Annotated in this window: 27 protein-coding genes and 1 pseudogene; 13 read left to right on the top strand and 15 right to left on the bottom strand. The window is 61.7% G+C overall.

Features of this window, described 5'->3' with window-relative positions:
- Positions 1-60: 60 nt before the first annotated feature.
- On the bottom strand, positions 61-423 hold the full coding sequence (locus HFC70_RS02195) for a septal ring lytic transglycosylase RlpA family protein (protein WP_168471554.1): 363 nt from the start codon (positions 421-423) through the stop codon (positions 61-63).
- Between HFC70_RS02195 and HFC70_RS02190 the strand changes: the two genes are divergently transcribed.
- Positions 371-559: a hypothetical protein gene (locus tag HFC70_RS02190; RefSeq protein WP_168471146.1), complete on the top strand. Its 189-nt coding sequence runs from the start codon at positions 371-373 to the stop codon at positions 557-559. The genes HFC70_RS02195 and HFC70_RS02190 overlap by 53 nt on opposite strands.
- A 203-nt stretch (positions 560-762) precedes the next feature.
- Here the strand turns inward: HFC70_RS02190 and HFC70_RS02185 are convergent, their stop codons facing one another.
- From HFC70_RS02185 to HFC70_RS02175, 3 genes are read right to left on the bottom strand one after another with little or no spacing between them, the layout of a single operon-like run.
- Positions 763-1,635: an SDR family oxidoreductase gene (locus HFC70_RS02185; RefSeq protein WP_168471553.1), complete on the bottom strand. Its 873-nt coding sequence runs from the start codon at positions 1,633-1,635 to the stop codon at positions 763-765.
- Positions 1,626-2,792 carry a tRNA epoxyqueuosine(34) reductase QueG gene (queG, locus tag HFC70_RS02180; protein WP_168471552.1) on the bottom strand — a complete coding sequence of 389 codons (1,167 nt, stop codon included), beginning with the start codon at positions 2,790-2,792 and terminating at the stop codon, positions 1,626-1,628. Before queG ends, HFC70_RS02185 begins: the two co-directional genes overlap by 10 nt.
- A gap of 12 nt (positions 2,793-2,804) precedes the next feature.
- Entirely contained in the window at positions 2,805-3,497 is a 693-nt protein-coding gene (locus tag HFC70_RS02175; protein ID WP_168471551.1) for a glutathione S-transferase family protein, read from the bottom strand.
- Between the two features lie 153 nt (positions 3,498-3,650).
- Here HFC70_RS02175 and HFC70_RS02170 point away from each other — a divergent pair, with 153 nt between their 5' ends.
- Positions 3,651-4,457, top strand: coding sequence for an undecaprenyl-diphosphate phosphatase (locus HFC70_RS02170; protein WP_168471550.1), 807 nt, complete (start codon positions 3,651-3,653; stop codon positions 4,455-4,457).
- A gap of 54 nt (positions 4,458-4,511) precedes the next feature.
- On the opposite strand, the gene HFC70_RS02165 is transcribed toward HFC70_RS02170, so the two are convergent.
- The 3 genes from HFC70_RS02165 to HFC70_RS02155 form a co-directional block, all read right to left on the bottom strand.
- Entirely contained in the window at positions 4,512-4,676 is a 165-nt protein-coding gene (locus HFC70_RS02165; protein WP_168471549.1) for a hypothetical protein, read from the bottom strand.
- Positions 4,677-4,865: 189 nt separating this feature from the next.
- Complete coding sequence (locus HFC70_RS02160) at positions 4,866-5,846, bottom strand: complex I NDUFA9 subunit family protein (protein WP_168471548.1); 981 nt, start codon at positions 5,844-5,846, stop codon at positions 4,866-4,868.
- 113 nt (positions 5,847-5,959) lie between these two features.
- On the bottom strand, positions 5,960-6,247 hold the full coding sequence (locus HFC70_RS02155; RefSeq protein WP_168471547.1) for a DUF1330 domain-containing protein: 288 nt from the start codon (positions 6,245-6,247) through the stop codon (positions 5,960-5,962).
- 105 nt (positions 6,248-6,352) lie between these two features.
- Here HFC70_RS02155 and HFC70_RS02150 point away from each other — a divergent pair, with 105 nt between their 5' ends.
- Positions 6,353-7,429: a right-handed parallel beta-helix repeat-containing protein gene (locus HFC70_RS02150; RefSeq protein WP_168471546.1), complete on the top strand. Its 1,077-nt coding sequence runs from the start codon at positions 6,353-6,355 to the stop codon at positions 7,427-7,429.
- A gap of 18 nt (positions 7,430-7,447) precedes the next feature.
- Here the strand turns inward: HFC70_RS02150 and pyrF are convergent, their stop codons facing one another.
- The 4 genes from pyrF to dnaN form a co-directional block, all read right to left on the bottom strand.
- The gene (gene pyrF / locus HFC70_RS02145) at positions 7,448-8,146 is read right to left on the bottom strand and encodes an orotidine-5'-phosphate decarboxylase (RefSeq protein ID WP_168471545.1); all 699 of its coding nucleotides are present in this window, start codon (positions 8,144-8,146) and stop codon (positions 7,448-7,450) included.
- Positions 8,143-8,733, bottom strand: a complete 591-nt coding sequence (locus HFC70_RS02140; RefSeq protein WP_168471544.1) for a histidine phosphatase family protein — start codon at positions 8,731-8,733, stop codon at positions 8,143-8,145. Before HFC70_RS02140 ends, pyrF begins: the two co-directional genes overlap by 4 nt.
- A 17-nt stretch (positions 8,734-8,750) precedes the next feature.
- On the bottom strand, positions 8,751-9,344 hold the full coding sequence (gene pmtA / locus HFC70_RS02135) for a phospholipid N-methyltransferase PmtA (protein WP_168471543.1): 594 nt from the start codon (positions 9,342-9,344) through the stop codon (positions 8,751-8,753).
- Positions 9,345-9,529: 185 nt separating this feature from the next.
- A complete protein-coding gene (dnaN, locus tag HFC70_RS02130) occupies positions 9,530-10,648 on the bottom strand; it encodes a DNA polymerase III subunit beta (protein ID WP_168471542.1) in 1,119 nt (372 codons plus the stop codon).
- A gap of 243 nt (positions 10,649-10,891) precedes the next feature.
- Between dnaN and rsmI the strand changes: the two genes are divergently transcribed.
- The 9 genes from rsmI to HFC70_RS02085 all read left to right on the top strand — a co-directional run bounded on the left by rsmI (position 10,892) and on the right by HFC70_RS02085 (position 20,074).
- A complete protein-coding gene (gene rsmI, locus HFC70_RS02125) occupies positions 10,892-11,815 on the top strand; it encodes a 16S rRNA (cytidine(1402)-2'-O)-methyltransferase (RefSeq protein WP_168471541.1) in 924 nt (307 codons plus the stop codon).
- 38 nt (positions 11,816-11,853) lie between these two features.
- Positions 11,854-12,210 carry a YraN family protein gene (locus HFC70_RS02120; RefSeq protein ID WP_168471751.1) on the top strand — a complete coding sequence of 119 codons (357 nt, stop codon included), beginning with the start codon at positions 11,854-11,856 and terminating at the stop codon, positions 12,208-12,210.
- A gap of 145 nt (positions 12,211-12,355) precedes the next feature.
- Positions 12,356-13,654, top strand: a complete 1,299-nt coding sequence (locus tag HFC70_RS02115) for an extracellular solute-binding protein (RefSeq protein WP_168471540.1) — start codon at positions 12,356-12,358, stop codon at positions 13,652-13,654.
- Positions 13,655-13,814: 160 nt separating this feature from the next.
- A complete protein-coding gene (locus tag HFC70_RS02110) occupies positions 13,815-14,696 on the top strand; it encodes an ABC transporter permease subunit (RefSeq protein ID WP_168471539.1) in 882 nt (293 codons plus the stop codon).
- 11 nt (positions 14,697-14,707) lie between these two features.
- The gene (gene ugpE, locus HFC70_RS02105) at positions 14,708-15,550 is read left to right on the top strand and encodes a sn-glycerol-3-phosphate ABC transporter permease UgpE (protein WP_168471538.1); all 843 of its coding nucleotides are present in this window, start codon (positions 14,708-14,710) and stop codon (positions 15,548-15,550) included.
- Positions 15,551-15,567: 17 nt separating this feature from the next.
- On the top strand, positions 15,568-16,683 hold the full coding sequence (ugpC, locus tag HFC70_RS02100) for a sn-glycerol-3-phosphate ABC transporter ATP-binding protein UgpC (protein WP_168471537.1): 1,116 nt from the start codon (positions 15,568-15,570) through the stop codon (positions 16,681-16,683).
- Positions 16,684-16,804: 121 nt separating this feature from the next.
- Positions 16,805-17,305, top strand: coding sequence for a cupin domain-containing protein (locus HFC70_RS02095; protein ID WP_168471536.1), 501 nt, complete (start codon positions 16,805-16,807; stop codon positions 17,303-17,305).
- Between the two features lie 97 nt (positions 17,306-17,402).
- Positions 17,403-18,350, top strand: a complete 948-nt coding sequence (gene gshB / locus HFC70_RS02090; protein WP_168471535.1) for a glutathione synthase — start codon at positions 17,403-17,405, stop codon at positions 18,348-18,350.
- A gap of 194 nt (positions 18,351-18,544) precedes the next feature.
- Positions 18,545-20,074, top strand: a complete 1,530-nt coding sequence (locus HFC70_RS02085) for a YifB family Mg chelatase-like AAA ATPase (protein ID WP_168471534.1) — start codon at positions 18,545-18,547, stop codon at positions 20,072-20,074.
- Between the two features lie 105 nt (positions 20,075-20,179).
- Here the strand turns inward: HFC70_RS02085 and cysK are convergent, their stop codons facing one another.
- Together cysK and HFC70_RS27230 are read right to left on the bottom strand one after the other, a co-directional pair.
- On the bottom strand, positions 20,180-21,148 hold the full coding sequence (gene cysK / locus HFC70_RS02080) for a cysteine synthase A (protein WP_168471533.1): 969 nt from the start codon (positions 21,146-21,148) through the stop codon (positions 20,180-20,182).
- Between the two features lie 135 nt (positions 21,149-21,283).
- Positions 21,284-21,394, bottom strand: a pseudogene (locus HFC70_RS27230) (LysE family translocator); the annotation flags it as partial.
- A 99-nt stretch (positions 21,395-21,493) separates the two neighbouring features.
- On the opposite strand from HFC70_RS27230, the gene HFC70_RS02070 reads away from it, so the two are divergent.
- Positions 21,494-22,126 (top strand): LysE family translocator, encoded by a 633-nt coding sequence (locus HFC70_RS02070; RefSeq protein ID WP_168471532.1) that lies wholly within the window; start codon positions 21,494-21,496, stop codon positions 22,124-22,126.
- Here the strand turns inward: HFC70_RS02070 and HFC70_RS02065 are convergent.
- Both HFC70_RS02065 and HFC70_RS02060 read right to left on the bottom strand, forming a co-directional pair.
- Positions 22,123-22,425, bottom strand: coding sequence for an NIPSNAP family protein (locus HFC70_RS02065; RefSeq protein WP_168471531.1), 303 nt, complete (start codon positions 22,423-22,425; stop codon positions 22,123-22,125). The genes HFC70_RS02070 and HFC70_RS02065 overlap by 4 nt on opposite strands.
- Before the next feature lie 12 nt (positions 22,426-22,437).
- Positions 22,438-23,337: a DMT family transporter gene (locus HFC70_RS02060; RefSeq protein ID WP_168471530.1), complete on the bottom strand. Its 900-nt coding sequence runs from the start codon at positions 23,335-23,337 to the stop codon at positions 22,438-22,440.
- Positions 23,338-23,395: the final 58 nt, after the last annotated feature.

The raw sequence follows: 23,395 nt of genomic DNA, 5'->3' as shown, positions 1-23,395 counted from the left end.
GAAAGTCCTCAAGAGCAAGCGTCCCGCCGCCTCAGGCGGCTGGGGAAGATCGTGTGGCGATCAGCCGATGATTTCGTAGCAGACCTTGGCGTGGCCGGAACGGACCATGCCGATGTTCTGTGCGGCGGCCTTCGACAGGTCGAGAACCCGGCCGCGGATGAAGGGCCCGCGATCGTTGATGCGAACGATGACGCTTTTGCCGTTGTTGCGATTGGTGACCTTCACCTTGGTGCCGAAGCGCAGCGACTTGTGGGCCGCGGTCATCAGCGACGGATTCATACGCTCTCCGGAAGCAGTCTTCGAGTAGAGGGCGTACCACGATGCGCCGCCACAGGAAGAAGCGGCAAATGCTTGCAGAGGAGCCATTACGGTGAAGGTGGATATAGCTGCCAAGGTGATAATAGAGCGCGTGATGATCGCCAAGTTTCGTTTCCCCTATTCGCATATCCGGGATGGATTTTGCGTGAAGGGGCTTAAACCGGGCGAAAAGTGGCAAAAACGTGCCGAAGGCCATCACGGAATGTTTCATAGTGAAATATTTGTGATGGGAGGCCTTTGATACAAAGTGAATGGACTTGGGAAGATTCTCTTTAAAATCAGGCATAAAAGGGAAAAATATTCCTGCCTGGTCATGCTATATTAGTTCACGAAAATAATCGGAAAAAATTTGCAACAAGCGCCATAATCGCTGCCACATCTGCGAAGATTTTGTGGCAACGGAGCATGGATTTGCGCTCTACGTCAGAAGAACGCCCGAGGTCGCTATTTGTTCCAGACCTTTTCGCTCCACAGCTGGGCCAGTGAAACCCGATAGTCGGGATAGCGAAACGCGAAGCCCATGGCTCGGAGTCGGTCGTTCGCCACCCGCTTGTTCTCACCGTAGAAAGAGCGTGCCATCGGCGATAGTTCCGCGGTCTCGAAGGCCTGTTCGGGCGGCGGCGCCATGCCCATCAGCCGTGCCGCCTCGGTCACCACATCCTGCGGCGGACAGGGCTCGTTGTCGGTGACATTGTAGATCCCGTCGGCCAGCCGTGTCCCCAGGAACAGTGCCGCGGCGCCGATATCCTCGACACGGATGCGGTTGAACACCTGATCCTTCTTGATCAGCCGCCGTGCCGTGCCGTTCGACAGGTTGACGAAGGCATTCCGTCCAGGCCCGTAGATGCCGGAGAGGCGCAGGATGGACAGCGGAAGGCCGGCGGCCTGGGACAGCCCCTGCCAGGCCTGTTCCGCCTCGACCCGTTCGACCGAGCGCACTGACACCGGCCGGCACGGCGTATCCTCATCCACCCAGGCACCGCTGTGGTCGCCATAGACCCCCACCGTGGAAAGATAGCAGATCCATTGCAGCCGGGGCATCAGAGCGCGGATATCGCCTCCTGCCAGATGAACCAGCGGATCGCCCTCCTTACCGGGCGCAATCGACTGCACCAGATGGGTCACCTCCCTAAGCGACGTCCTCAGTTCCGGCGACAGCGTCACGCCGTCGAAGACGAAAGGTGTCAGGCCGATCTCCGCCAGCGCCGGCGCCTTGTCGTGAGAGCGCGTCGTGCCGCCGACGGTAAAGCCTTGAGCCGCAAACTCGGCGCCAATTGCCTTGCCGGAATAGCCGGCGCCGAAAATCATCATCTGCATGCCGCATCTCCTGCCGCAGTCCACTCGTTGCGGACATCGGGATCTGTCTCGTCTTTATAATGGGCCGACAGGTCTGCAAATGCCGGCGGAGCCATCAGCTGCGACAAAGCCCACACGGCCATGCCGCGCACTTCGACCGCCGGGTCGCCTAGCAGCCTCCGGCACGGCTCGATCAGCGAGGCTTCGCCCGAATTGCCGGCGGCAATCAGCACATTGCGCACGAAGCGAACCCGGCCGATGCGCTTGACGGGCGAGCCGCTGAAATGGGCGCGGAACGCCGCATCGTCCAAGGTCAGCAGGAAGGCGATATCGGGTGCACGCAGGTCGTCGCGGGCCTGCAACTTCATTTCACGCGCTGCGGAGGCAAACTTGTTCCACGGACAGGCCGCCAGACAGTCGTCGCAGCCATAGATCCGATTGCCGAAGGCCGCCCTGATCTCCCGGTCGATCAGGCCCTTGTGCTCGATCGTCAGATAGGAAATGCAGCGCCGCGCGTCGATCTGGTAAGGCGCCGGGAAAGCATCGGTCGGACAGGCGTCGAGGCAGGACCGGCAGGACCCGCAATGGTCACGCTCGGCCTCGTCTCTCTCCAGGTCGGCGGTGGTGAAGAGGCTGCCAAGAAAAAGCCAGGAGCCGAACTCGCGGCTGACCAGATTGGTATGCTTGCCTTGCCAGCCGAGGCCGGCGGCAGCGGCCAACGGCTTTTCCATCACGGGCGCCGTATCGACGAACACCTTTACGTCTTCGCCGGAGCGAGCCGCAAAGCGTGTGGCGATCTCCTTCAGCCGGCCCTTGATCAGGTCGTGATAGTCGCGATTGCGCGCATAGACCGAAATCGCCGCCTTTTGCCGGTGCGCCAGGATCGAACGGGGATCGTCGTCGGGACCGTAGTTCATGCCGAACATGACGATCGAACGCACTTCCGGCCACAATATGCGGGGATCGCTGCGCCGGTCGCGGGTCTCTTCCATCCACGCCATGGTGCCATGGCGTCCGGCGGCCAGAAAGGCGCCGAGCCGATCAGGCGCGTCGGGGATCGCATCGGGAGCGGTAATCCGGCAGATGTCGAAGCCGAGGCTCAAGGCCTCCTGCCGAATGAAACCGGTCAGCTTCGATCGTCGCTTCGCTGCGGTGTCGACGGCCTGCTTTTCGGGCATGGCCGCGCTCCCTCAGAAATCGAGATCGGCATAGTGGGACACCGGCGTCATGCCACGTACCCGCTCCGCCAGCAGCGGCCGGAAGGACGGGCGCGACTTGATGCGCTGATACCATTCCTTGGCGATCGGCGATTCTGTCCAGTCGATCTCGCCCATATAGTCGAGAACCGAAATCGCCGACGCAGCGGCGAGGTCGCCATAGCTCAACCGGTCGCCGGCCAGCCATTGCCGCGAGCCGGCAAGCCAGGTCAGGTATTTCATGTGCTGGCGGATATTGCTGCGAGCCGTTCGCAGGATCTTCGAATCCGGCGCACCACCGCCAAGCCCGTTGGGGATCTGCAGCTTGTGGATGCGCTCGCGCACCAAGGGCCGCGTCACGTCCTGCTCCATCTTCTGCAGGAACCAGTCGACCAGCCGGCGGATCTCGGCGCGCTGGAACGGATCTTCCGCCAGAAGCCGGCGATCGCGCTTCAGCACGCCGTGGGTCTCGTCGAGAAATTCGGAAATCACCGTCGCCCCGCACAGCGTGCGCATATTATCGTCAACATAGACGGGCAGGGTGCCGGCCGGGTTGAGCGTCAAAAAATCCCGGCGCTTCTCCCACGTCTGCTCCTCCACGAGGTCGACCTGAAATCCGTATTCGGACAAGATGAGCCTGATGAAGCGGGACGCGGTCGACATGGGATGGTGATACAACGTGGGCATTGCTACTCGAATTCTGTGATCTTGGGATAGCCTCGTGTCGCAGGCCCAGGGCGCATACGACTGGTCACGATGCCAGCATCCAAGCTATAGGTGCTTGGCCCCTTCAATACAAGCGAATCACTCGCCATTCCCCACGCTTGAAAAGGACTATCCATGGACGATCAATCGATTCTCAGCGCGCTTTTCCTTGGCCTGATCGAAGGATTGACGGAATTCATCCCCGTTTCCTCGACTGCCCACGTCCTGCTGGCCGGGCATTTCCTCGGCTTCAAATCACCCGGGAACACCTTTGCGGTGCTGATCCAATTGGGGGCGATCCTCGCCATCCTGACGGTCTATTTCGGAAAACTTCTGGGCATTGCCCTCTCCCTGCCATCGGATGCACGCAGCCGCCGCTTCGTGGTGTCGATCCTGCTCGCCTTCCTGCCGGCTGCGATCATCGGGGCGATCGCCCATGACTTCATCAAGACGGTCCTGTTCGAAACGCCGGCACTGATCTGTGTCGTGCTGATCGCCGGCGGGCTCGTTCTGCTGTGGATCGACAGGCTGAAGCTGACGCCGAAATATACCGACGTCATGGACTATCCGCCATCGCTCGCCCTGAAGATCGGACTTTTCCAGTGCGTGGCGATGATCCCCGGAACGTCGCGCTCGGGTGCCACCATCGTCGGCGCCCTGCTGCTCGGCACGGACAAGCGGTCCGCGGCGGAGTTCTCGTTCTTCCTGGCCATGCCCACGATGGCCGGCGCCTTTGCGCTGGATCTTTACAAGAACCGCGATGCGCTGAGCTTCGATGACGGTGCGATCATCGCCATCGGCTTCATTGCAGCCTTCCTGTCGGCGCTGCTCGTCGTGCGGGCTTTGCTGGATTTCGTCTCGCGGCGAGGCTATGCGCCTTTCGCCTGGTGGCGCATTCTGGTGGGAACCGCCGGACTGATCGGCCTTGCCCTGATGGGCTGAGCCAATCGTCCATCCGGTCCGCAAAACCGCGGGCCGGATAGGCTTGAAGAAAGATTATTGCTGTGCCGCAGTGCCGATCGAGCCGGTGCTGCAGGGGTCGACGCCATAGGCGGGAGCGCAATTGCCCTTGCGGGCGGCAACCGTTGTCGGTGCCATGAACGAGCCTGCCAAAATCACCAGTGCCGCACACGCGAAAAACAGTGCGATAGACTTGCCCATGAACCGTAGCCCCTCAAGAAGTGATATGTCGTTCCCGCGACGCGGCACGGCGCCGAGAACGCGCGCAGTCTTTACGCATTGGTGGTGAAAACATCAATAGTAGAACTTGCTAAACCCGCGGTTAACGGCAGTATTTTTGCTCTGCGTCTTTTGTGCAACGTTGACGCAGATGGACTGCCTTTCGCCGGATCAGGCGGCCTTGCCGGTCCCGGTAAACTGGCCCTGTGGCCGGTAATGGACCATGTAGGACGGCAGGATCGAGCGCAGTTTCGTTGGCACGATTCCCATCCCTTCGAGCGTGCGCCCCTCGGCGCGGGCCGCATCCGAAACCACGTTGTCGCTCTTCAGCAAGGTGACCTGGTCGCTGGTCAGCGGCGGCGCCACGAACGGCACCAGCGAGGCGATCTTGCCGATCAGCGATGCGATGCCGAAGGGCAGGCTGACAAGCATGTTCTTGCGGCCGGTGATCTCGAGCATGGTCTCAAGACAGTCGCGGAATGTCAGCGTCTCGCCGCCGCCCAGTTCATAGACCTTGCCGGGCACGAGTTTGCCATCGACCGACCGCCCGACCGCCTCGGCGACATCTTCGACATAAACGGGCTGGAACTTGGTCTTGCCGCCGCCGATCAGCGGCAGAACAGGCATGGTGCGCGCCATGCCGGCAAACTTGTTGAAGAAGCCGTCTTCGGGGCCGAACACGATCGACGGACGAAGAATGGTTGCATCCGGCTTGATCTTGGCGATGGCCTCTTCGGCGCGACCCTTGCTGGCGGCATAGAGCGATGCCGACTTGGCATCGGCACCGATGGCGGAGATATGGGTGAGGGTGGCGCCGGCCGAGCGGGCGGCCTCAGCCACGGCGCGCGCGCCGAAGTCCTGCACGGAATCGAAATTGTTGCGGCCGCTCTCGAACAGGATGCCGACGCAGTTGACGACATGGCTGGCACCTTCCGCGGCCTTGTCGACTGAAGTCCGGTAGCGCAGGTTGGCTTGCACCAGCGAGATCTGCCCGACATTGCCAAGTGGCAGCAGGAAGCCGGCCAGATCGGGCCGCCGAACGGCAACCCGGATGCGATAGCCGCGTTTTGCCAAAGCCCGCACCACATGGCGCCCGACGAAGCCAGACCCTCCGAACACGGTGACGAGCGGAGGAATATTGGACAAGGTCATGGCAGGCTCCCGGAGATAGGAATGGCGGATGGCATCTAACTTGCTGTCTCTTAGCTGAATTGCCCCTCAAGGTGAAGTGCAATCACGCCGCACTCGATGGGTTCAGCGCCCGTTCAGACGCCTTCCACAACCACCATTTCGGCATCGGCCACTTCCTGGCGGATTTTGGCGGCGATCTGGTATTCCGGAGAATTGTAGCAATCGACGGCGGCCTGCAGGGAGGGAAATTCGATGACGACATTGCGGCCCCGCACCTGGCCTTCGAGAGCGGTGAAATTGCCGCCGCGGGCGAGAAAGTTGGCGCCGTATTTTTCAAAGGCGGGCTTGGCCGCCGCAACATAATCCTTGTAGCGTTCGGCATCGCGAACATCGACTCGTGCAATCCAGTAGCCCTTGGCCATCAAAACACCTCCTGTCGGATTGAAGCTGCCACGGTCATCCGGTAATTTCGCCTGCCGGTCAAGGTCGGCATGGTAGGCCGCAGAGGAAACAGCGCAGTGCATGGCATGACTAAACGCGGCCCGTTGGCCTGTATTCTTTCCGCCCTGGCATGCATCGCCGTATGGGCAATTCTTGCCGGGCAAGCCCAGGCGGCGCCCTGTGGTCCCGAGGTCTATGAACACTTGAGGGCGCCGGCCGGCGAGATGCCGCAGGCGGTCCGGGTGGCTTGCGATCTGGACCTTGATCCGTCCGATGTGATTGCCCGCAAGATCGTCTTTGCCGGCGAACAGTCGTCTGGCACCACGCTTGACTGCCACGGTGCCACCATCGGGACGGCGGCCATGAAATCGGGCCCGCGCGCGCCGACGATTGCCATCCGCTCCGTGCCGAAAGGCCGGGGAGACGCGCAAATCTGGAGCGCCCCGCGCGACATCACGATCCGCAACTGTACCATCGTTGGCAGCCTGCGGCTGATCGGGCTCGGGCCGAATGGCGAAGCAGAGGCCGTGCACCGGTCGTCGCTGACGAGGGATCACACCCGAAACGCCCAGAATTCGGCACCATCGGGTATCGTTCTCGACAGGCTCAAATTTCGGGCAACAGGCGGAATTCCGCTCTATTTCGGTCCCGGTGTCACTCGGACAAGCCTCCGCAATTCTCGCTTTCTTGGTACGACTGAGAAGACGGCAATCTATCTCGACGCGGAATCGGCCGGTAACAATATCTCCAGAAACATATTTGCCATGTCGTCTGTTGGCCGCGAACTCATCGCCGTCGACGGGTCGGCGCGAAACGTCATTGCCAACAATACGTTCCGCAATCCTGAAAACGGCGGGATCTATGTCTATCGCAATTGCGGAGAGGGCGGAACGATCCGCCATCAGAAGCCGCAATATAACGAGATCACCGGCAATCGCTTCATCTATAAGGAAGCCCTAACGGCCCGTCCGGCGATCTGGCTGAACCAGCGGGATATCGGCAAGATCTTCTGCAGCCCCGATCCCAAATATCCGTTCGGCAGCAGTCTTGATTCCAGCGATCAGGCCAAGCACAACATCGTGCGCAACAACCGGTTCGAAGGGCCGTGGTCGCTGCGCATCGTCAATTTCGACGACACCAACCGGATCGTGGGCAACAAATAGCAATAAAGGCAGGCAGACTCAGCCGCCGAGAGCTGCCGTCATTTCATCGAGGATCTGCCGGGCGGCGAGCTTCGGATCCGCCGCCTTGACGATTGGCCGGGCGACGACCAGATGGCTCGATCCGGCCTTGATCGCATCGGCGGGCGTCATGACCCGCTTCTGGTCGCCTCTATCAGAGCCGGCCGGTCGAATGCCTGGTGTCACCAGGGCCATGTCGTGGCCGATGATTTTGCGAACGGCGGCCGATTCCTCCGCCGAGCAGACGATGCCGCCCATGCCGGCTGCCAGCGCCTGTTCGGCCCGGCGCAGCACAAGCGTGTGCGGATCGTATTCGTAGCCGGCATCGATCACGTCCTGCTCGTCCATCGACGTCAGCACGGTCACGCCGAGCAGGCAGAGACCCGAGCCTTTGGCGGCCGACACCGCGGCGCGCATGGCTTTCGGATAGGCGTGCAGCGTCAGCATCGACATGCCCATCTTGACGATGTTCTCGACGCCGGATGCCACCGTGTTGTCGATGTCGAGCAGTTTCATGTCCAGGAAGATCTTCTTGCCGTCGACCGCCAGATCGCGGGCGAATTCCAGGCCGCCAGCAAAGGCCAGTTGATAGCCGATCTTGTAGAACAGGATGTCGTCGCCCAGTGTCCGGACGATTGTTTCCGCCTCGCCAACAGTCGGAACGTCCAATCCGACAATGAGTTTGTCCCGAGCGCTCATGCTGTAAATCCTTGCCAGTCTTCGATGGGCGTCCAGTCGCACGACACGGCGCGCCTCGCAAGATCGAACGCAAAGAGATTGCCGCCGCCAGGTGGTTGATCCCCGGAACGGGCGATCGGCCGGCCTTCGAGATGACATTTGAGAAGCGTGCCGACGCCGCCATGGCCGACAAATGCGATCGGGGCGGTCGGGTCGTGATCGGCAAGGATGGCCTCGACGGCGCCAACGATGCGGGCTTGCGCATCAATCGCCCTTTCCCAACCCTGAAAGCTCTGGTCGGGATGAGCGAAGAACCAGTCAGCGGCCTTTTCAAATTCCGGCGGAGGGAGGAAGCCGGTCGCCGAGCGATCGTTCTCGTGCATGATCTCGACGGTCTCATAGCGGACGCCGGCGGCCTCAGCCAGAATAGCCGATGTCTCGATCGCCTTGACCTCGGCGCTGGAAACAATGCGTTTGATCTGGCGGACCCAGCCTGCACCCGCGGCTTTGTGGGTCCGCGCCATACCGAGATCCGACAGCCCCCATTGTGGAACGGGAACCGTCGCGTCGACCTTCACCTGCGGATGGGTGATGTAGAGAGCGAACATGGCCCGTCCTTCAGGCCTTAACCGCGGCGATAGATCCAGAGTTGTGCCGGCGGAATATTGCGCACGATGAAGTCGAAATGCTGGATATGATAGCGGTCCGGCTGCGCGATGATCGGCGAGACGGCGCCGTAGGAAATCTGCATGACAGGCCGGCCGGCAGGCAGGCGGTCGAGCAGGGACTCAAGCATCTTGATGCGGTCCTGCATCGGGAAATTCAGCAGCGGAACCGCAGAGATGACGCAGTCGAAGGCCAGGTTCTTCAGGTCGCCAAGCGTCTTTTCAATGTCGAAGGCATCGCCATTGATCAGGCGAACGCCGGGATAAGTCCGCTGCAGATGCTGGTAGAAGTCGGTGGAATACTCCACGGCGACCAAACGTTCCGGCGGAAGGCCGCGTGCCAGGATTGCCTTGGTAATCGCGCCTGTGCCCGGTCCAAGTTCCAGAACGGGCAGGCCGGATTGCAGGTCGATGACGCTCGCCATCTTTCGTGCCGTGACCGAGGAGGTGGGGATGATCGAGCCGGTGGTTTTGGGGCGGTCCATCATGCCCTTGAAAAACCGGATTTCCTCGTCGAACTTCTTTTCGAATCGCTGCTTCAGGCGAAAAACCATTGCCCGTCATCTCCACACGAGGTCATAGACGCTTATCATTTGCGTGTTGCCATCTTGTCGAAATTTGTCGCAAAAACAAGGCAAAATGCCGTTTGCGGCAAAAGTTTCGACAAGGACGCCCGTGTTCGGCAATGTCTGGCAACGCGGATGAAGGCCCTTCATCGCGCCAGAAGAGCCTCTGCGGGCTAGACCCGCATCGGCATCAGCACGTAGAGCGCGTCGTCGCCTGAAGTCTCGCGGATCAGCGTCGGCGATCCCGCATCAGCCAGCAGGAAAATCGCATCGTCGCCCGAAAGCTGCGCGGTGATGTCGAGCAGATACTTGGCGTTGAAGCCGATTTCCATCGCATCGTTCTCGTAGCCGACCGCCACTTCCTCCGTCGCACTGCCGGAATCCGGGTTGTTGACGGTCAGGGTCAAGTGTCCATCCGAAATCGCCAGCTTCACGGCACGGCCACGCTCAGAGGAGATGGTAGAAACGCGATCGACGGCGCGGGCGAAGGACTGGCAATCCACCCGCATCTCCTTGTCATTGCCGGTGGGGATGACCCGCTGGTAGTCCGGAAACGTGCCGTCGATCAGCTTGGAGGTCATGACGATCGAGCCGATGGTCATGCGGATCTTGGCGTCGGAAACCTCGACGGTGACGACCATGTCCGGATTGTCGACCAGCTTCTGCAATTCGCCGACCGTCTTGCGCGGAATGATGATGCCCGGCATGCCTTCGGATCCTGACGGGGCCTCGACATCGGCGCGCGCCAGCCGGTGGCCGTCGGTTGCTACAGCCCGCAGCTTCAGCGCACCCTTGTCCTCGATCGTGTGCAGATAGATGCCGTTCAGGTAATAGCGGGTCTCTTCCGTGGAGATCGCGAACTGGGTGCGATCGATCAGCATCTTCAGGTCGGTGGCCTTCAGGCGGAAGGAATGGCTGAAACTGCCGGCCGTCAGGTCCGGAAAGTCCGTTTCCGAAAGGCATTGCAGCGAGAACTTCGAGCGGCCCGAGGCGACCGTCATGGCCGATCCATCCGGATTGACAGCGAGCATCACTTCCGCGCCGTCCGGCAGTTTGCGGACGATTTCGTAAAGCAGATGGGCCGGAACGGTCGTGGCGCCGGCCTGTTCGACATTGGCAGGCGTCGCTTCGGTGATTTCCAGGTCAAGGTCGGTCGCCTTCAGGGCAAGGCTTGCACCTTCGGCCCGCAACAGCACGTTAGAGAGGATCGGGATCGTGTTGCGACGCTCGACCACCCGGTGCACGTGGTTGAGGGATTTCAGAAGATTGGACCGTTCAAGAGTAATACGCATGGACGCTGCCGCTTTCGACCTTTGCGACCCGTGGCACGGGTCGGGCTATTCTCCTTCCGAGCCATATCATGGCCGGACATTTGGGACGGGCAAAATGGCAGCAAACCGAAACAAAAAGCAAGGGCTAGGCAGCTCTAAGCCTTATCCTTTTCCGGGATTGTATTGCGCTGCGCATAAAATACGCCGCCCTTGCCCCGGGCGATGCGGTGAACCATAAAGAGACGCAGTCAGGAGAGCGGCCCCTTGGATAAAGTCACCGAAGCACAGAAAAAGACCGATCCGGTGCCGCGCAGCTACAGGCTGAACGACCAGCCGGTCGTGGCGCGACCGCTTGAGCCCGCACTCTATCTGGTCGCCACGCCCATCGGCAATCTCGGCGACATCACGCTGAGGGCGCTGGAAACCCTGGCCGGCGCCGATGTGCTGGCCTGCGAGGATACCCGCGTCACCCGCGTGCTGCTGGATCGCTACGGCATCGACAACCGGCCCTACGCCTATCACGAACACAATGCCACGACCGTCGGCCCCAAGCTCATCGAGGCGCTGGCGCAGGGTCGGTCTGTCGCTCTAGTGTCGGATGCCGGCACGCCGCTGGTCTCCGATCCGGGCTATCGCTTAGGACAATTGGCGATCGAGGCCGGCCATCGCGTCGTGCCCATTCCCGGCGCCTCGGCGCCGCTGGCGGCCCTTGTCGGCTCCGGCCTGCCCAGCGACGCCTTCTTCTTCGCCGGCTTCCTGCCGACCAAGGATAAGGCCAGGCGTGATCGGCTGACGCAATTGCAGGCGGTGCCAGCGACCTTGATGTTCTTTGAATCGCCGCATCGCATCGGCGCGACATTGACGGCCGCCGCCGATGTGCTGGGCGATGCCCGCCCGGCGAGCGTCTGCCGGGAACTGACCAAGACCTTCGAGGAATTCCGCCGTGGCGGATTGCGTGAACTGGCCGACTATTATTCAGACGACCGTGTCGTCAAGGGCGAAATCGTGCTGGTGGTCGGCCCGCCGGCCGCACCCGAGGCGCCGAGCCAGGGCGATGTCGATGGCGTCCTGATTGAGCTCGCCGGCGCCCTGCCGATGGCGAAGGCTGCCACCGAGGCCGCCAAACGCACCGGCCTGCCGCGCAAGGACCTCTACCAGCGGCTGCTGGAACTGAAGGACGAGGGATGAAACCTGCGCCGCCGACCGACAGCAAGCCGTCGGCGCGCATGCCGAATGCCGATCGGCGCAAGGCGGAGCGCCGGGGTCGGCTTTCCGAATATTGGGCCGCTCTCTACCTGCTGCTGAAGGGTTATCGCATCATCGCGCTGCGCTACCGCACCAGCCTTGGTGAGATCGACATCATCGCCCGCAAGGCAGACCTGGCCGTCTTCGTCGAGGTCAAGGCGCGCCGCTCCGAGCGCGAGGCCGTCGATGCAGTAAGCTATACGGCACAGGCGAGGATACGCTCGGCCGGCGATCTCTGGTTGTCGCGCCAGAAGGACGCCAACCGCCTGTCGCTCAGATACGATATCGTCGCTGTCCAACCGGGCCGCTGGCCGCAGCACTTCAAGGATGCTTTTTAGGTGTACGGCTCCGTTGGCATTCGCAAAAGCAAGCCTTCTCAAAGCCTTAAAAATTGTAATCTTCCTGTCATGAAAGGTTCAAGCCGGCGTCACACATCGTGACTAATGCACTCTTCACCCCAATCTTGGTGGAGAGGATTTTACCATGTTCAAGAAACTTTCGATGGCCGCACTGGCGGTCAGCTTCTCGGCTAGCTCGTCCTTTGCCGCGACCAACATCACCTGGTGGCATGGCATGGGCGGACGCAACGGCGAAGTGATCAACGAAGTCGCGACCAAGTTCAATGCAGCGCAGAGCGAGTGCAGCCTGACCCCGGTCAGCAAGGGCACCTATGAAGAGGCCCTGGCTTCCGGCATCGCCGCCTTCCGTTCGGGCGAACAGCCCAATATCCTGCAGGTTTTCGATGCGGGCGCCGCCACGATCATCAATGCCAAGGGCGCGACCATCGCTGCCGAGGACCTGATCAAGAGCGCCGGTTTCGAATTCAACCGTGACAACTTCATTGAAGGCGTGCGCTACTTCTACGCCGACAGCCAGGGCAAGTTCGTCGGCATGCCGTTCAACTCCTCGGCGCCGATCATGTACATCAACGACGAAGCCCTGAAGAAGGCCGGCGTCGAAGCCCCGAAGACCTGGGAAGAGTTCGAAGCCATCGCTCCGAAGCTGAAAGAGGCCGGCTTCATCCCGCTGGTCCAGGCACAGCTCACCTGGCAGTTCACCGAGAATTTCTTCTCGCGCCATAACCTGCAGTTCGCCTCCAACAACAACGGCTATGACAGCGTCGTCGACACGACGATCAACGTCACCGATCCGAACCATGTCATGATGTATGACAAGCTCAAGGAATGGTACGACGCCGGCTATTTCGGCTATTACGGCGCCGGCTGGAGCGACAACCAGAAGCCTTTCGAAGAAAACAAGGTCGCTCTCTGGATCGGCTCGTCCGGTTCCTTCGGTGGCCTGCAGAAGACGGCGCAGATGCCCTTCTCGGCAACCTTCCTGCCTTACTGGAAGTCGGTCAACCCGACCGGCGTTCACACCTTCATCGGTGGCGCCGCCCTCTTCGCCATGGCCGGCAAGCCGGATGCTGAAAATGCCTGCACGGCCGCCTTCTTCAACTTCCTGACCTCGCCGGACCTGCAGAAGTTCTACCACCAGGCCACCGGTTACGTCGCCATCACCAAGGCTGCCTACGAGCTGGCCAAGTCGGAAGGCTACTACAAGGAAAAGCCGGCCGCCGAAGTCGGCATCCAGCAGCTGTCGCTGCCGGGCGGCGAGTGGGACAAGGGCTATCGCCTCGGCTTCTATCCGCAGATCCGCTCGGTCATGGAACGCGAATACAACCGCATCTTCGCCGGCGAAACCACGCCGAAGGAAGCCATGGAAACCATCAAGAAGGAAGCCGACGAACTTCTCGCCCGCTTCGCCAAGACGGCCGGCTGATCTTGCTCAAGCCAACCCTCCCCCTTGTGGGGAGGGTCGGACCGTAGCGACGGGGAGGGGTTCTGTCTTTTCAGGATGTCCCCTTCCCAACCCTCCCCACAAGGGGGAGGGAGCGCGCCGGAGCAAGCCGATAATTCTTAAAGCCCCATAAGGCTGCATCATGAAGCGCGTCCAGTTTTCCTCGCCGATCCTGCCCTACCTGTTCCTGCTGCCGCAGTTGCTGGTGGTTTTCGTATTTTTCTATTGGCCCTCGGTGCAGGCGATCCAGTCCTCCTTCTATATCGAGGATCCCTTCGGATTCGGATCGAGCTTTGTCGGTCTCGCCAATTATACCGATGCGCTGGGGTCTGCCGAATACCAGAAGATCGCCCGCTTCACCGCGCTCTATACGATTCTCGTCACCGGGCTTGCCCTGTCTGCCGGGCTCATCCTGGCGCTGAAGGCCGATACGGTCATTCGCGGCAGTTCTGCTTATAAAACCCTGCTGATTTGCGTCTATGCCATTGCCCCGCCGGTTGCCGGTCTGATGGGCATGATGTTTTTCGACCAGCATATCGGTCCCTTCGTCAAATTTGCCGCGACGTTTGGCTGGGACATGAAGGTCGGCATCAATTATTTCGACACGGCCTTCGCCATGGTCGTCGTCGCGGTGTGGAAACAGATCCCCTACAATTTCATCTTCTTCCTGTCCGGCCTGCAGGGCATTCCCATGGCGATCCGCGAGGCGGCGGCCATCGATTGCCGCTCGGGAACGCGCCGTTTCTGGACCGTCGTGCTGCCGCTTTTGGCGCCGACCGCGTTTTTCCTGCTGATCATCAACATCACCTATTCGCTGTTCGACACGTTTGCCGTCATCGACGTGATGGTCAAGGACAAGGCCGCCAACAATCCGATCACCCTGGTCTACAAGGTCTATATGGACGGCTTCCGCGGCAACGACCTTGGCAGCTCGTCGGCCCAGTCCGTCATCCTGATGATCGTGGTGTTTGTCCTGACCGTCATCCAGTTCCGCTTCATCGAGCGGCGCGTCCATTACGGTTGAGGAGAACACCGATGTTCCGCACCAAATTCTTCGATCACCTCATCCTGATGCTGGGCGTGTTCTTCATGATCGGCCCGGTCGCAGTTGCCTTCATGACATCGACCCATGCGGCTGCCGACATCCACAGCAATGGTCTGGCGCTGAGCTGGGGCGGCCACTTCGTCGAGACCTATGAAAAGGTGCTGACCCGGGAAGGAGGCTTCACAGGCCAGGTGACCGGCGCGCGCATGGTGCTGAACTCGCTGATCCTGGGCCTCGGTTTTGCCTCGGGCAAGATCGTGCTGTCGATGCTGGCGGCCTATGCCATCGTCTATTTCCGTTTCCGCTTCGCCACGCTTGCCTTCTGGATCATCTTCACGACGCTGCTGCTGCCGCTCGAAGTGCGCATCATGCCATCCTACAAGGTGATGAGCGATCTCGGCCTGCTGAACACCTATACCGGCCTGATCGTGCCGCTGCTGGCCTCGGCTACCGGCACCTTCTTCTTCCGGCAGTTCTTCAAGTCCGTGCCGGACGAGTTGCTGGAGGCGGCCCGCATCGACGGTGCCGGACCGTTCAAGTTCTTCATCGATATCCTGGTGCCGCTGTCGCGCACCATGATCGCCGCCGTCTTCATCATCATGTTCGTCTATGGCTGGAACCAGTATCTCTGGCCGATGCTGATGACCACGGACGAGAGCTTCTACACCCTGATGCGCGGCATCAAGCAGATCCTGCAGGTGTGGATCGGCTCGCAGATCCCCGATTACAACGAGGCCTTTGCCCTGGCGGTCCTCGCCATGCTGCCGCCTATTGTCATCGTCGTGGTCTTCCAGAGCTGGTTCATCAAGGGCCTGACCGAGAGCGACAAATAACTGAAGGTAGTTTTCCTATGGCGTCCATAGACATCAACCAGGTTTCCAAGATCTACGACGGCAACGTCAGGGCCGTGAAGTCGGTCGATATTCAGATCGAGGATGGCGAGTTCATCGTTCTGGTCGGTCCGTCCGGCTGCGGAAAGTCGACGCTGCTGCGCATGGTGGCGGGGCTCGAGACGATCTCTGAAGGCACGGTCAGCATCGGCGGGCGCATCGTCAATCAGGTGGAGCCGGCCGATCGCGACATTGCCATGGTCTTTCAGAACTATGCGCTCTATCCGCATATGACGGTCTACGACAACCTTGCCTATGGCCTGAAGAACCGCAAGACGCCGAAGGCCGAGATCGAGGCGCGGGTGGCGGAAGCGGCCCGCATGCTGGAGCTGGAGCCCTATCTGGCCCGCAAGCCACGCGCCCTGTCCGGCGGCCAGCGCCAGCGCGTCGCCATGGGCCGCGCCATCGTGCGCAAGCCGGCCGCCTTCCTGTTCGACGAGCCGCTGTCCAATCTCGATGCCAAGTTGCGCGTCTCGATGCGCGGCGAAATCCGCCGGCTGCAGCATCGTCTGTCGACCACCGCCATTTATGTCACCCATGACCAGCTCGAAGCCATGACGCTGGCCGACCGCCTCGTGGTCTTGAGCGGTGGCGCGATCGAACAGATCGGCACGCCGCTCGAGGTCTACCATCGCCCCGCCTCCACCTTCGTCGCAAGCTTCATCGGTTCGCCCGCCATGAACCTGCTGTCCGGCACCTTCGACAGCAACCGCCTGACCATCGGTCCGGCGACAATCGCTCTTGAAGGCGATGTCGCGGCCAGCGGTCCGGTCACCGTCGGCATGCGCGCCGAGGATCTCGACATTGCGCCTGAGGGTCGGCCCTATCTGCCGTTCCGCGTCGAGGATGTCGAGGAACTCGGCGCCCACCGCCTCGTGCACGGCATGCTCGGTGACCAGGCCCTGACCGCAGTGCTGGCGCTGGACCGCGACATCACGACGGAGATGCGGCTGTCGATCGCCCCGGAACGGCTGCACTTCTTTTCCAAAGAGAACGGCCGTCGCATCCAGACATCCTTTGCCCAAAGACCCGTGGCGGCTCCGGTCAGCCTGGCGCGGCCGGAACCAGTTGCATGACGAGCCCTCGGGACCGCATCAAATCTGCGCGATCGACGCAATTTTAGCGATCCGGATGACGGGGAAGTAACCGGCATTTGATATCTCTTGGTCGGAAGATACCGGATATCGGGGGATACGGATGCCGTTGAAAATGCTTCTTCTTGGCGTGGCGGGGGTCATGGCTGCGCGCAGTGGCGACATGTCGCCGCCGGCGCTGGAGCCGATGGTGGCCTCCAACAGCGGGCATCTGGCTCTGAAACCGGCGCCGATCGAACCGTCCTGGATCATCAGTGGCACGCCGCACGCTCGCCTGGCCGATCATTCCAGGAGTGCCGACGAAGCCAGTTCGACCGCCGTGTGGGATTGCACGGCCGGCGAATTCCGCTGGTATTTCGGCTGGGACGAGACCGTCGTCATCCAGGAAGGCGAGGTGCATGTGACGGCCGAGGACGGCAGCGAACGGTGGCTGCGGGCCGGCGACATCGCCTATTTCCGCGGCGGCACCTGGGCGACATGGCGGATCGACACTTACGTCCGCAAGATCGCCTTCCTTCGCAAGCCGTTCCCGGCGCCGCTGGCCGTCGTCTACCGGCTGCGCAACGCCTTGAGGCCCCGTGCCAAAGGCGGCTTTGCCGCCTGACGCCGGCAGCAAGCATCAAAAAAATTGGATCGCCACGCCGGTTGCCTTTGCGCCCCCGCCATCTTAAATCTCAGCTGCATTCAGCGAGGGGCAGACAATGGCGAATATCAAGAACGTGGCGATCCAGATGGACCATGTGTCCGGCATCAATATCGCCGGCGATAGCACCTTCGCCATGAGCCTTGAGGCCCAGGCCCGCGGCTACAGGCTTTTCCACTATACGCCCGACAAACTGACGATGCGCGACGGCCGCATTTTCGCAACCGTCGAGCCGATGGAACTGCGCGATGTGAAGGGCGACCATTACACGCTCGGCGAACCGGAGCGCATCGACCTGTCGACCATGGACGTCATCCATCTGCGCCAGGATCCGCCTTTCGACATGGCCTATATCACCTCCACCCATCTGCTGGAGCGCATCCATCCGAAAACCTTGGTGGTGAATGACCCGGCCTGGGTGCGCAACTCGCCGGAAAAGATCTTCGTCACCGAATTTGCCGATCTGATGCCGAAGACGCTGATCACCCGCGATCCCGCCGAGATTGCCCGCTTCCGCCAGGAAATGGGCGACATCATCTTGAAGCCGCTTTATGGCAACGGTGGCGCCGGCGTCTTCCATTCCACCAAGGACGACCGCAACATGTCGTCGCTTCTCGAAATGTTCGGCCAGATGTTCCGCGAGCCCTTCATCGCCCAGGAATACCTGCCGGCGGTCCGCAAGGGCGACAAGCGCATCATTCTCGTCGACGGCGAGCCGGTGGGCGCCATCAACCGGGTGCCGGCCGAGCATGACGCCCGCTCCAACATGCATGCCGGCGGCCAGCCGATGCCGACCGAATTGACCGACCGCGAGCTCGAGATCTGCGCCCGCATCGGTCCGTCCCTCAAGGCTCGCGGCTTCCTGCTGGTCGGCATCGACGTGATCGGCGACTATATGACGGAGATCAACGTGACCTCGCCGACCGGTATCCGCGAGGTGCGCAAATTCGGCGGTGCCGATATCGCCAGCCTTCTCTGGGACGCCATCGAGCGCAAGCGGTCGTAAAGCCTGGCCGCGGAGCCAAGCCTGCGTCTTCCAGCGTTTGTTCTCCTGCTGCAACCCGCTGCAACCTCATCGCAAGAATAGCGGGCGTTTGTTCCGTTATTGTTCTTGTTTGATTCCGCAACCTATGGCAGATTGCAATCTGCAACCCGCTGGAGATGTATCCGCGGGAGGGACTGGGTCACAAGGGGCGGGCAATGGTAGCGCGTGTCAGTACGGTTGCATTCCAGGGAATAGAAGGCGTTCCGGTCGATGTCCAGGTGATGGTGGCGCCCGGCAAGATCGGCATGCAGATCGTCGGCCTGCCCGACAAGGCGGTGGCCGAAAGCCGCGAACGGGTCCAGGCCGCATTGCATGCCTCGGGGCTTGCTTTGCCGCCCAAGCGCGTCACCGTTAATCTTGCCCCGGCCGATCTGCCCAAGGAGGGCTCCCATTTCGACCTGCCGATCGCGCTCGGGCTGATGGCAGCACTCGGCGCCATTCCCGGTGATGCGCTTGTCGACTATGTGGTGATCGGCGAACTCAACCTGGATGGCACGATCGCGCCCGTCGCCGGTGCGCTACCGGCCGCCATCGGCGCCAATGCACTCGGCAAGGGGCTGATTTGCCCCGCCGAAAGCGGCGCAGAAGCCGCATGGGCAGGCCCCGATCTCGATATTCTCGCACCGCGCAGCCTGATTGCGCTGGCCAATCATTTCCGCGGCACGCAGGTGCTCGGTCGGCCGTCGCCGGCCATCCGTGCAGCACCCGCCAACTTGCCGGACCTTGCCGATATCAAGGGGCAGGAGAGTGCCAAGCGGGCACTGGAAGTCGCTGCCGCCGGTGGGCATAATCTGCTGATGGTCGGACCGCCCGGCTCGGGAAAATCCATGCTGGCGGCGCGTCTCGCCTCCGTCCTGCCACCGCTCTCGGCGGCCGAACTGCTCGATGTCTCGATGATCCATTCGATCGCCGGGCAATTGTCGGGCGGTAAGCTGTCCGATCGGCGGCCGTTTCGCCAGCCCCATCATTCAGCCACCATGGCGGCTCTGGTCGGCGGCGGGCTGCGAGCCAAGCCGGGTGAGGCGTCGCTTGCCCATCACGGTGTACTGTTTCTCGACGAGTTGCCGGAGTTCGCGCCGCAGGTGCTGGATGCGCTGCGCCAGCCGTTGGAAAGCGGCACCTGCATCATTGCCCGCGCCAATCACCGCGTGTCCTATCCCGCCAGTTTCCAACTGGTCGCCGCCATGAACCCCTGCCGCTGCGGCATGGCGGGCGAGCCGGGACACAGTTGCCCGCGGGGTCCGCGCTGTGCGGCCGACTATCAGGCACGGATTTCCGGCCCGCTGCTCGATCGCATCGATATCCGCATCGACGTTCCGGCGGTCTCGGCCGCCGATCTGATCCGCCCGCGGCCGGCGGAAAAAAGCGAGGATGTCGCGAGGCGGGTGGCTTTGGCGCGGGAGTGCCAGCGGGACCGTTTTCGCGGCGAGGGCGGCGAACTGACCACCAATGCCCGTTGCTCAACGGCGCTGATCGAGCGGCTGGCCGAGCCGGATGCCGCCGGCCTGCAATTGCTGCGCGACGCGGCGGAAAAATTCAAATTTTCAGCAAGAGGCTATCATCGCGTGCTGAAAGTGGCACGCACGCTGGCGGATCTTGAGGGTGCACCCCATCTGGGGCGCATCCATCTGGCCGAGGCGATTTCCTACCGCATCGCGTCTGAGCGCATGACCGCCGCCGCATGAGGTTTGCCAAGGCACGTCTCCGAAGACGCCAGGCAGGGAAGACTGTGAGACGGGGGGGATCGCGCTTGGCAGGCTGAGTGAACTCACCCGCCAAGCGCCAGGAGATCAGCCGCCGAGACCGTCGAACAGGGCGGTCGAGAGGTAGCGTTCGGCGAAGGACGGGATGATGACGACGATGGTCTTGCCGGCGTTTTCGTCCCGTTGGCCGACCTTGATGGCGGCGGCAAGGGCCGCACCCGACGAGATGCCGACCGGCACGCCTTCCAGCCGCGCCACCAGGCGGGCATGCTCAAAAGCTTCGTCATTGGTGATCGGCACGATCTCGTCATAGATCTTGGTGTCGAGGATGGCGGGTGCGAAACCGGCGCCGATGCCCTGGATCTTGTGCGGACCGGGCGCGCCGCCGGACAGAACCGGGCTGTCGGCCGGCTCGACGGCAATGACCTTGACGCCGGGCTTCTTGGCTTTCAGCACCTGGCCGACGCCGGTGATCGTGCCGCCGGTGCCGATACCCGACACCAGGATGTCGATGCTGCCGTCCGTGTCGTTCCAGATTTCCTCGGCCGTCGTCTTGCGGTGGATTTCCGGGTTGGCGGGGTTTTCGAACTGCTGCGGGATCACGGCGTCCGGCAGGCTGGCGGCCAGTTCCTCGGCCTTGGCGATGGCGCCCTTCATGCCTTTCGGACCTTCGGTCAGCACCAGTTCGGCACCCAGCAGCGCCAGCATCTTGCGCCGTTCGATCGACATGGTTTCCGGCATGGTGAGGATCAGCTTGTATCCCTTGGCCGCCGCCGCAAAGGCGAGTGCAATGCCTGTGTTGCCGGATGTCGGCTCGATCAGCGTCGTCTTGCCGGGGGAAATCTTGCCCTGGGCTTCCAGGCTCTCGATCATTGCCACGCCGATACGGTCCTTGACCGAGGCGATCGGATTGAAGAATTCGAGCTTGGCCAGCAGATGGGCTTTCACGCCCTTTTCCTTCGCCAGTTTGTCCAGCCGCACGATCGGTGTGTCACCGATCGTGTCGGTGATCGATCCGTAGACACGACCGCGGCCCGGTTTCTTGGTGTCAGACATGGTGTTGCTCCCTGGGTTTTAAATTCAGGAGCAGACTAGGCACAAACGCGGCATCTGGCCAGAGTGCGATTATCTGCGCTTCGGCGGTTGAGTGGAAAAAAACCGTGCGGAAGCGGTTGGGCGGAAATGATTATTTCACGCGGCGCGGGTGGCGATGAAAGCGGCCGTGCCCGCCAGAATTCCGGCCGCCACCCGGTTCAAAAGGCTGCGGCGCCACGGCATTGCCAGCAGCGACTACGCCCGGGACACCGGGAGATTTGCCATGGTGACAAGATCGCCGTTGCGCCACTGCCGCTGCTCCGGTTACCTGCTGAGACAATTTAGGATGTCAGCCAAGGTCCCCGTATGCCCACCACGACCTCCCTGCTTGCTTTTGCGCTGATCTGCCTGGGCATGGTGCTGACCCCCGGCCCGAACATGATCTATCTGGTGTCGCGTTCCATCTGCCAAGGACCGGCGGCCGGCATCGTCTCGCTGGGCGGCGTGGCGCTCGGTTTCGTGTTCTACATGCTGATGTCGGCGCTCGGCATCACGGTGCTGATCATGGCCATCCCTTTTGCTTATGATACCCTGAAATTTGCCGGCGCCGCCTATCTGCTGTGGATGGCCTGGCAGGCGCTGAGGCCCGGCGGCCGCTCACCGTTCCAGGTGCGCGACCTGCCAAGGGACAGTCCCCGCCGGCTGTTCACCATGGGCCTCGTCACCAGCCTGCTCAATCCGAAGGTGGCCGTCCTCTATCTGTCTCTGCTGCCGCAGTTCGTCGACCCGGCCGCCGGCAGCGTGCTGCCGCAATTCCTGGTCCTCGGTTCCATCCAGATCGTCATCAGTGTGTCGGTCAATGCGACCATCGCGTTGATGGCCGGCTCCATCGCCACGTTCCTGGCCGGCCGACCCTTGTGGATGGTGGTGCAGCGCTGGTTGATGGGCACCGTTCTGGCCGCACTCGCCCTGCGCATGGCAACTGAAGCTCAGCGCTAAAACACGGGTCGCATGAAGCTGCGCTCGTAGCTCAGGATGCAGCGGCTCCTTTCGGCCAGCGCAAAGGCTGCCTGGCATTCCGCGTCTTCGGCCATGCGCTGGCGATAGACCTGGTAGTCGGCAAGGCTCGGAAAGCTGAACAGCGCCAGCGCGATATTGTTGGCGCCTTCATGCGGCAGGAAATAGCCGTGATGCGTGCCGCCCAGCCGGTTGACCAGCGGGATCCACAATTTGGCATAGTCCTCGAAATCGGAAAGCTTGTAGGGGTCGATGACATATCGAATCGTGCAGGTGATCATGGACAAATCCTTTCAGAGGCTCTTGGCAATACGAAATCCAAGTGGCAGCCGCCAGCCCAGATTCATGCCGGCGGCAGCCAGCAGGATGATCGCGGACCCGGCGATCTGCAGCGGCTGCAATGCATGGCCAAAGGCAAGCCAGTCAACCAGGATCGCCGCAATCGGGTACAGAAACGACAGCGCGCCGGTCAGATGGGTCGGCAGCTTCTGGATCGCGCCATAGAGCAGCACATACATCAGGCCGGTATGCACGATGCCGAGCGTCATGAGCAGCGTCCATGTTCCGGCGTCGGTGGGCAGGCTGGTGAAATCGGCAAAGGGCGCCAGCATCACCACGCCGGTAATTGTGTGGATCAGCGCGATCAGATGCGGTGGCGTGCCTTTCAGCCATTTGGCAGCCAGTGCGGCCAGGGCATAGAAAAACGCAGCCCCCAGCGAAAGCGCAATGCCGAAGGCATAGTTTTCGACGCTTGAGGCGCCGGCCGGCTTGGCCTGGACGATGGCGATCATGCCGGCAAAGGCCAGCAGCAGCCAGAACAGCTTCTGCGCTGTGATCTTCTCGCCCAGAAACAGCGCGCCGAGACCCATCAGCATGAAGGGCTGGGTATTGTAGGCGATCGTCGCAATCGAGATCGAGGCGCGCGGATACGCGGAAAACAGCAGCAGCCAATTGGCAACGATCGCCACCCCACCCAGCACGGCGATGGCGAGTGACCGGCGCGACAGGATGCCCGGCCGCAGGTAGCCATGCACCTGGCAGATGACGGCAAGTGCTGCGGCGCCGAACAGGCAGCGCCAGAACACTACATTGGCAACCGGCTGCGCCGATGTGACGACGAACCAGCCGATCGTGCCGGAAATGAGCATGGCGGCGCTCATTTCCAAAGTTCCCCTTACCCGGTCGTTTTGCATGGCCCTGCTCTCCGCTTCTATAAAGGCAAGGATATTGCGGTGAGATCCGCGAATATAT

The organism is Agrobacterium sp. a22-2 (assembly GCF_012276985.1).
Lineage (GTDB): Bacteria > Pseudomonadota > Alphaproteobacteria > Rhizobiales > Rhizobiaceae > Allorhizobium.
This window is presented reverse-complemented; position numbering and strand designations above follow the sequence as displayed.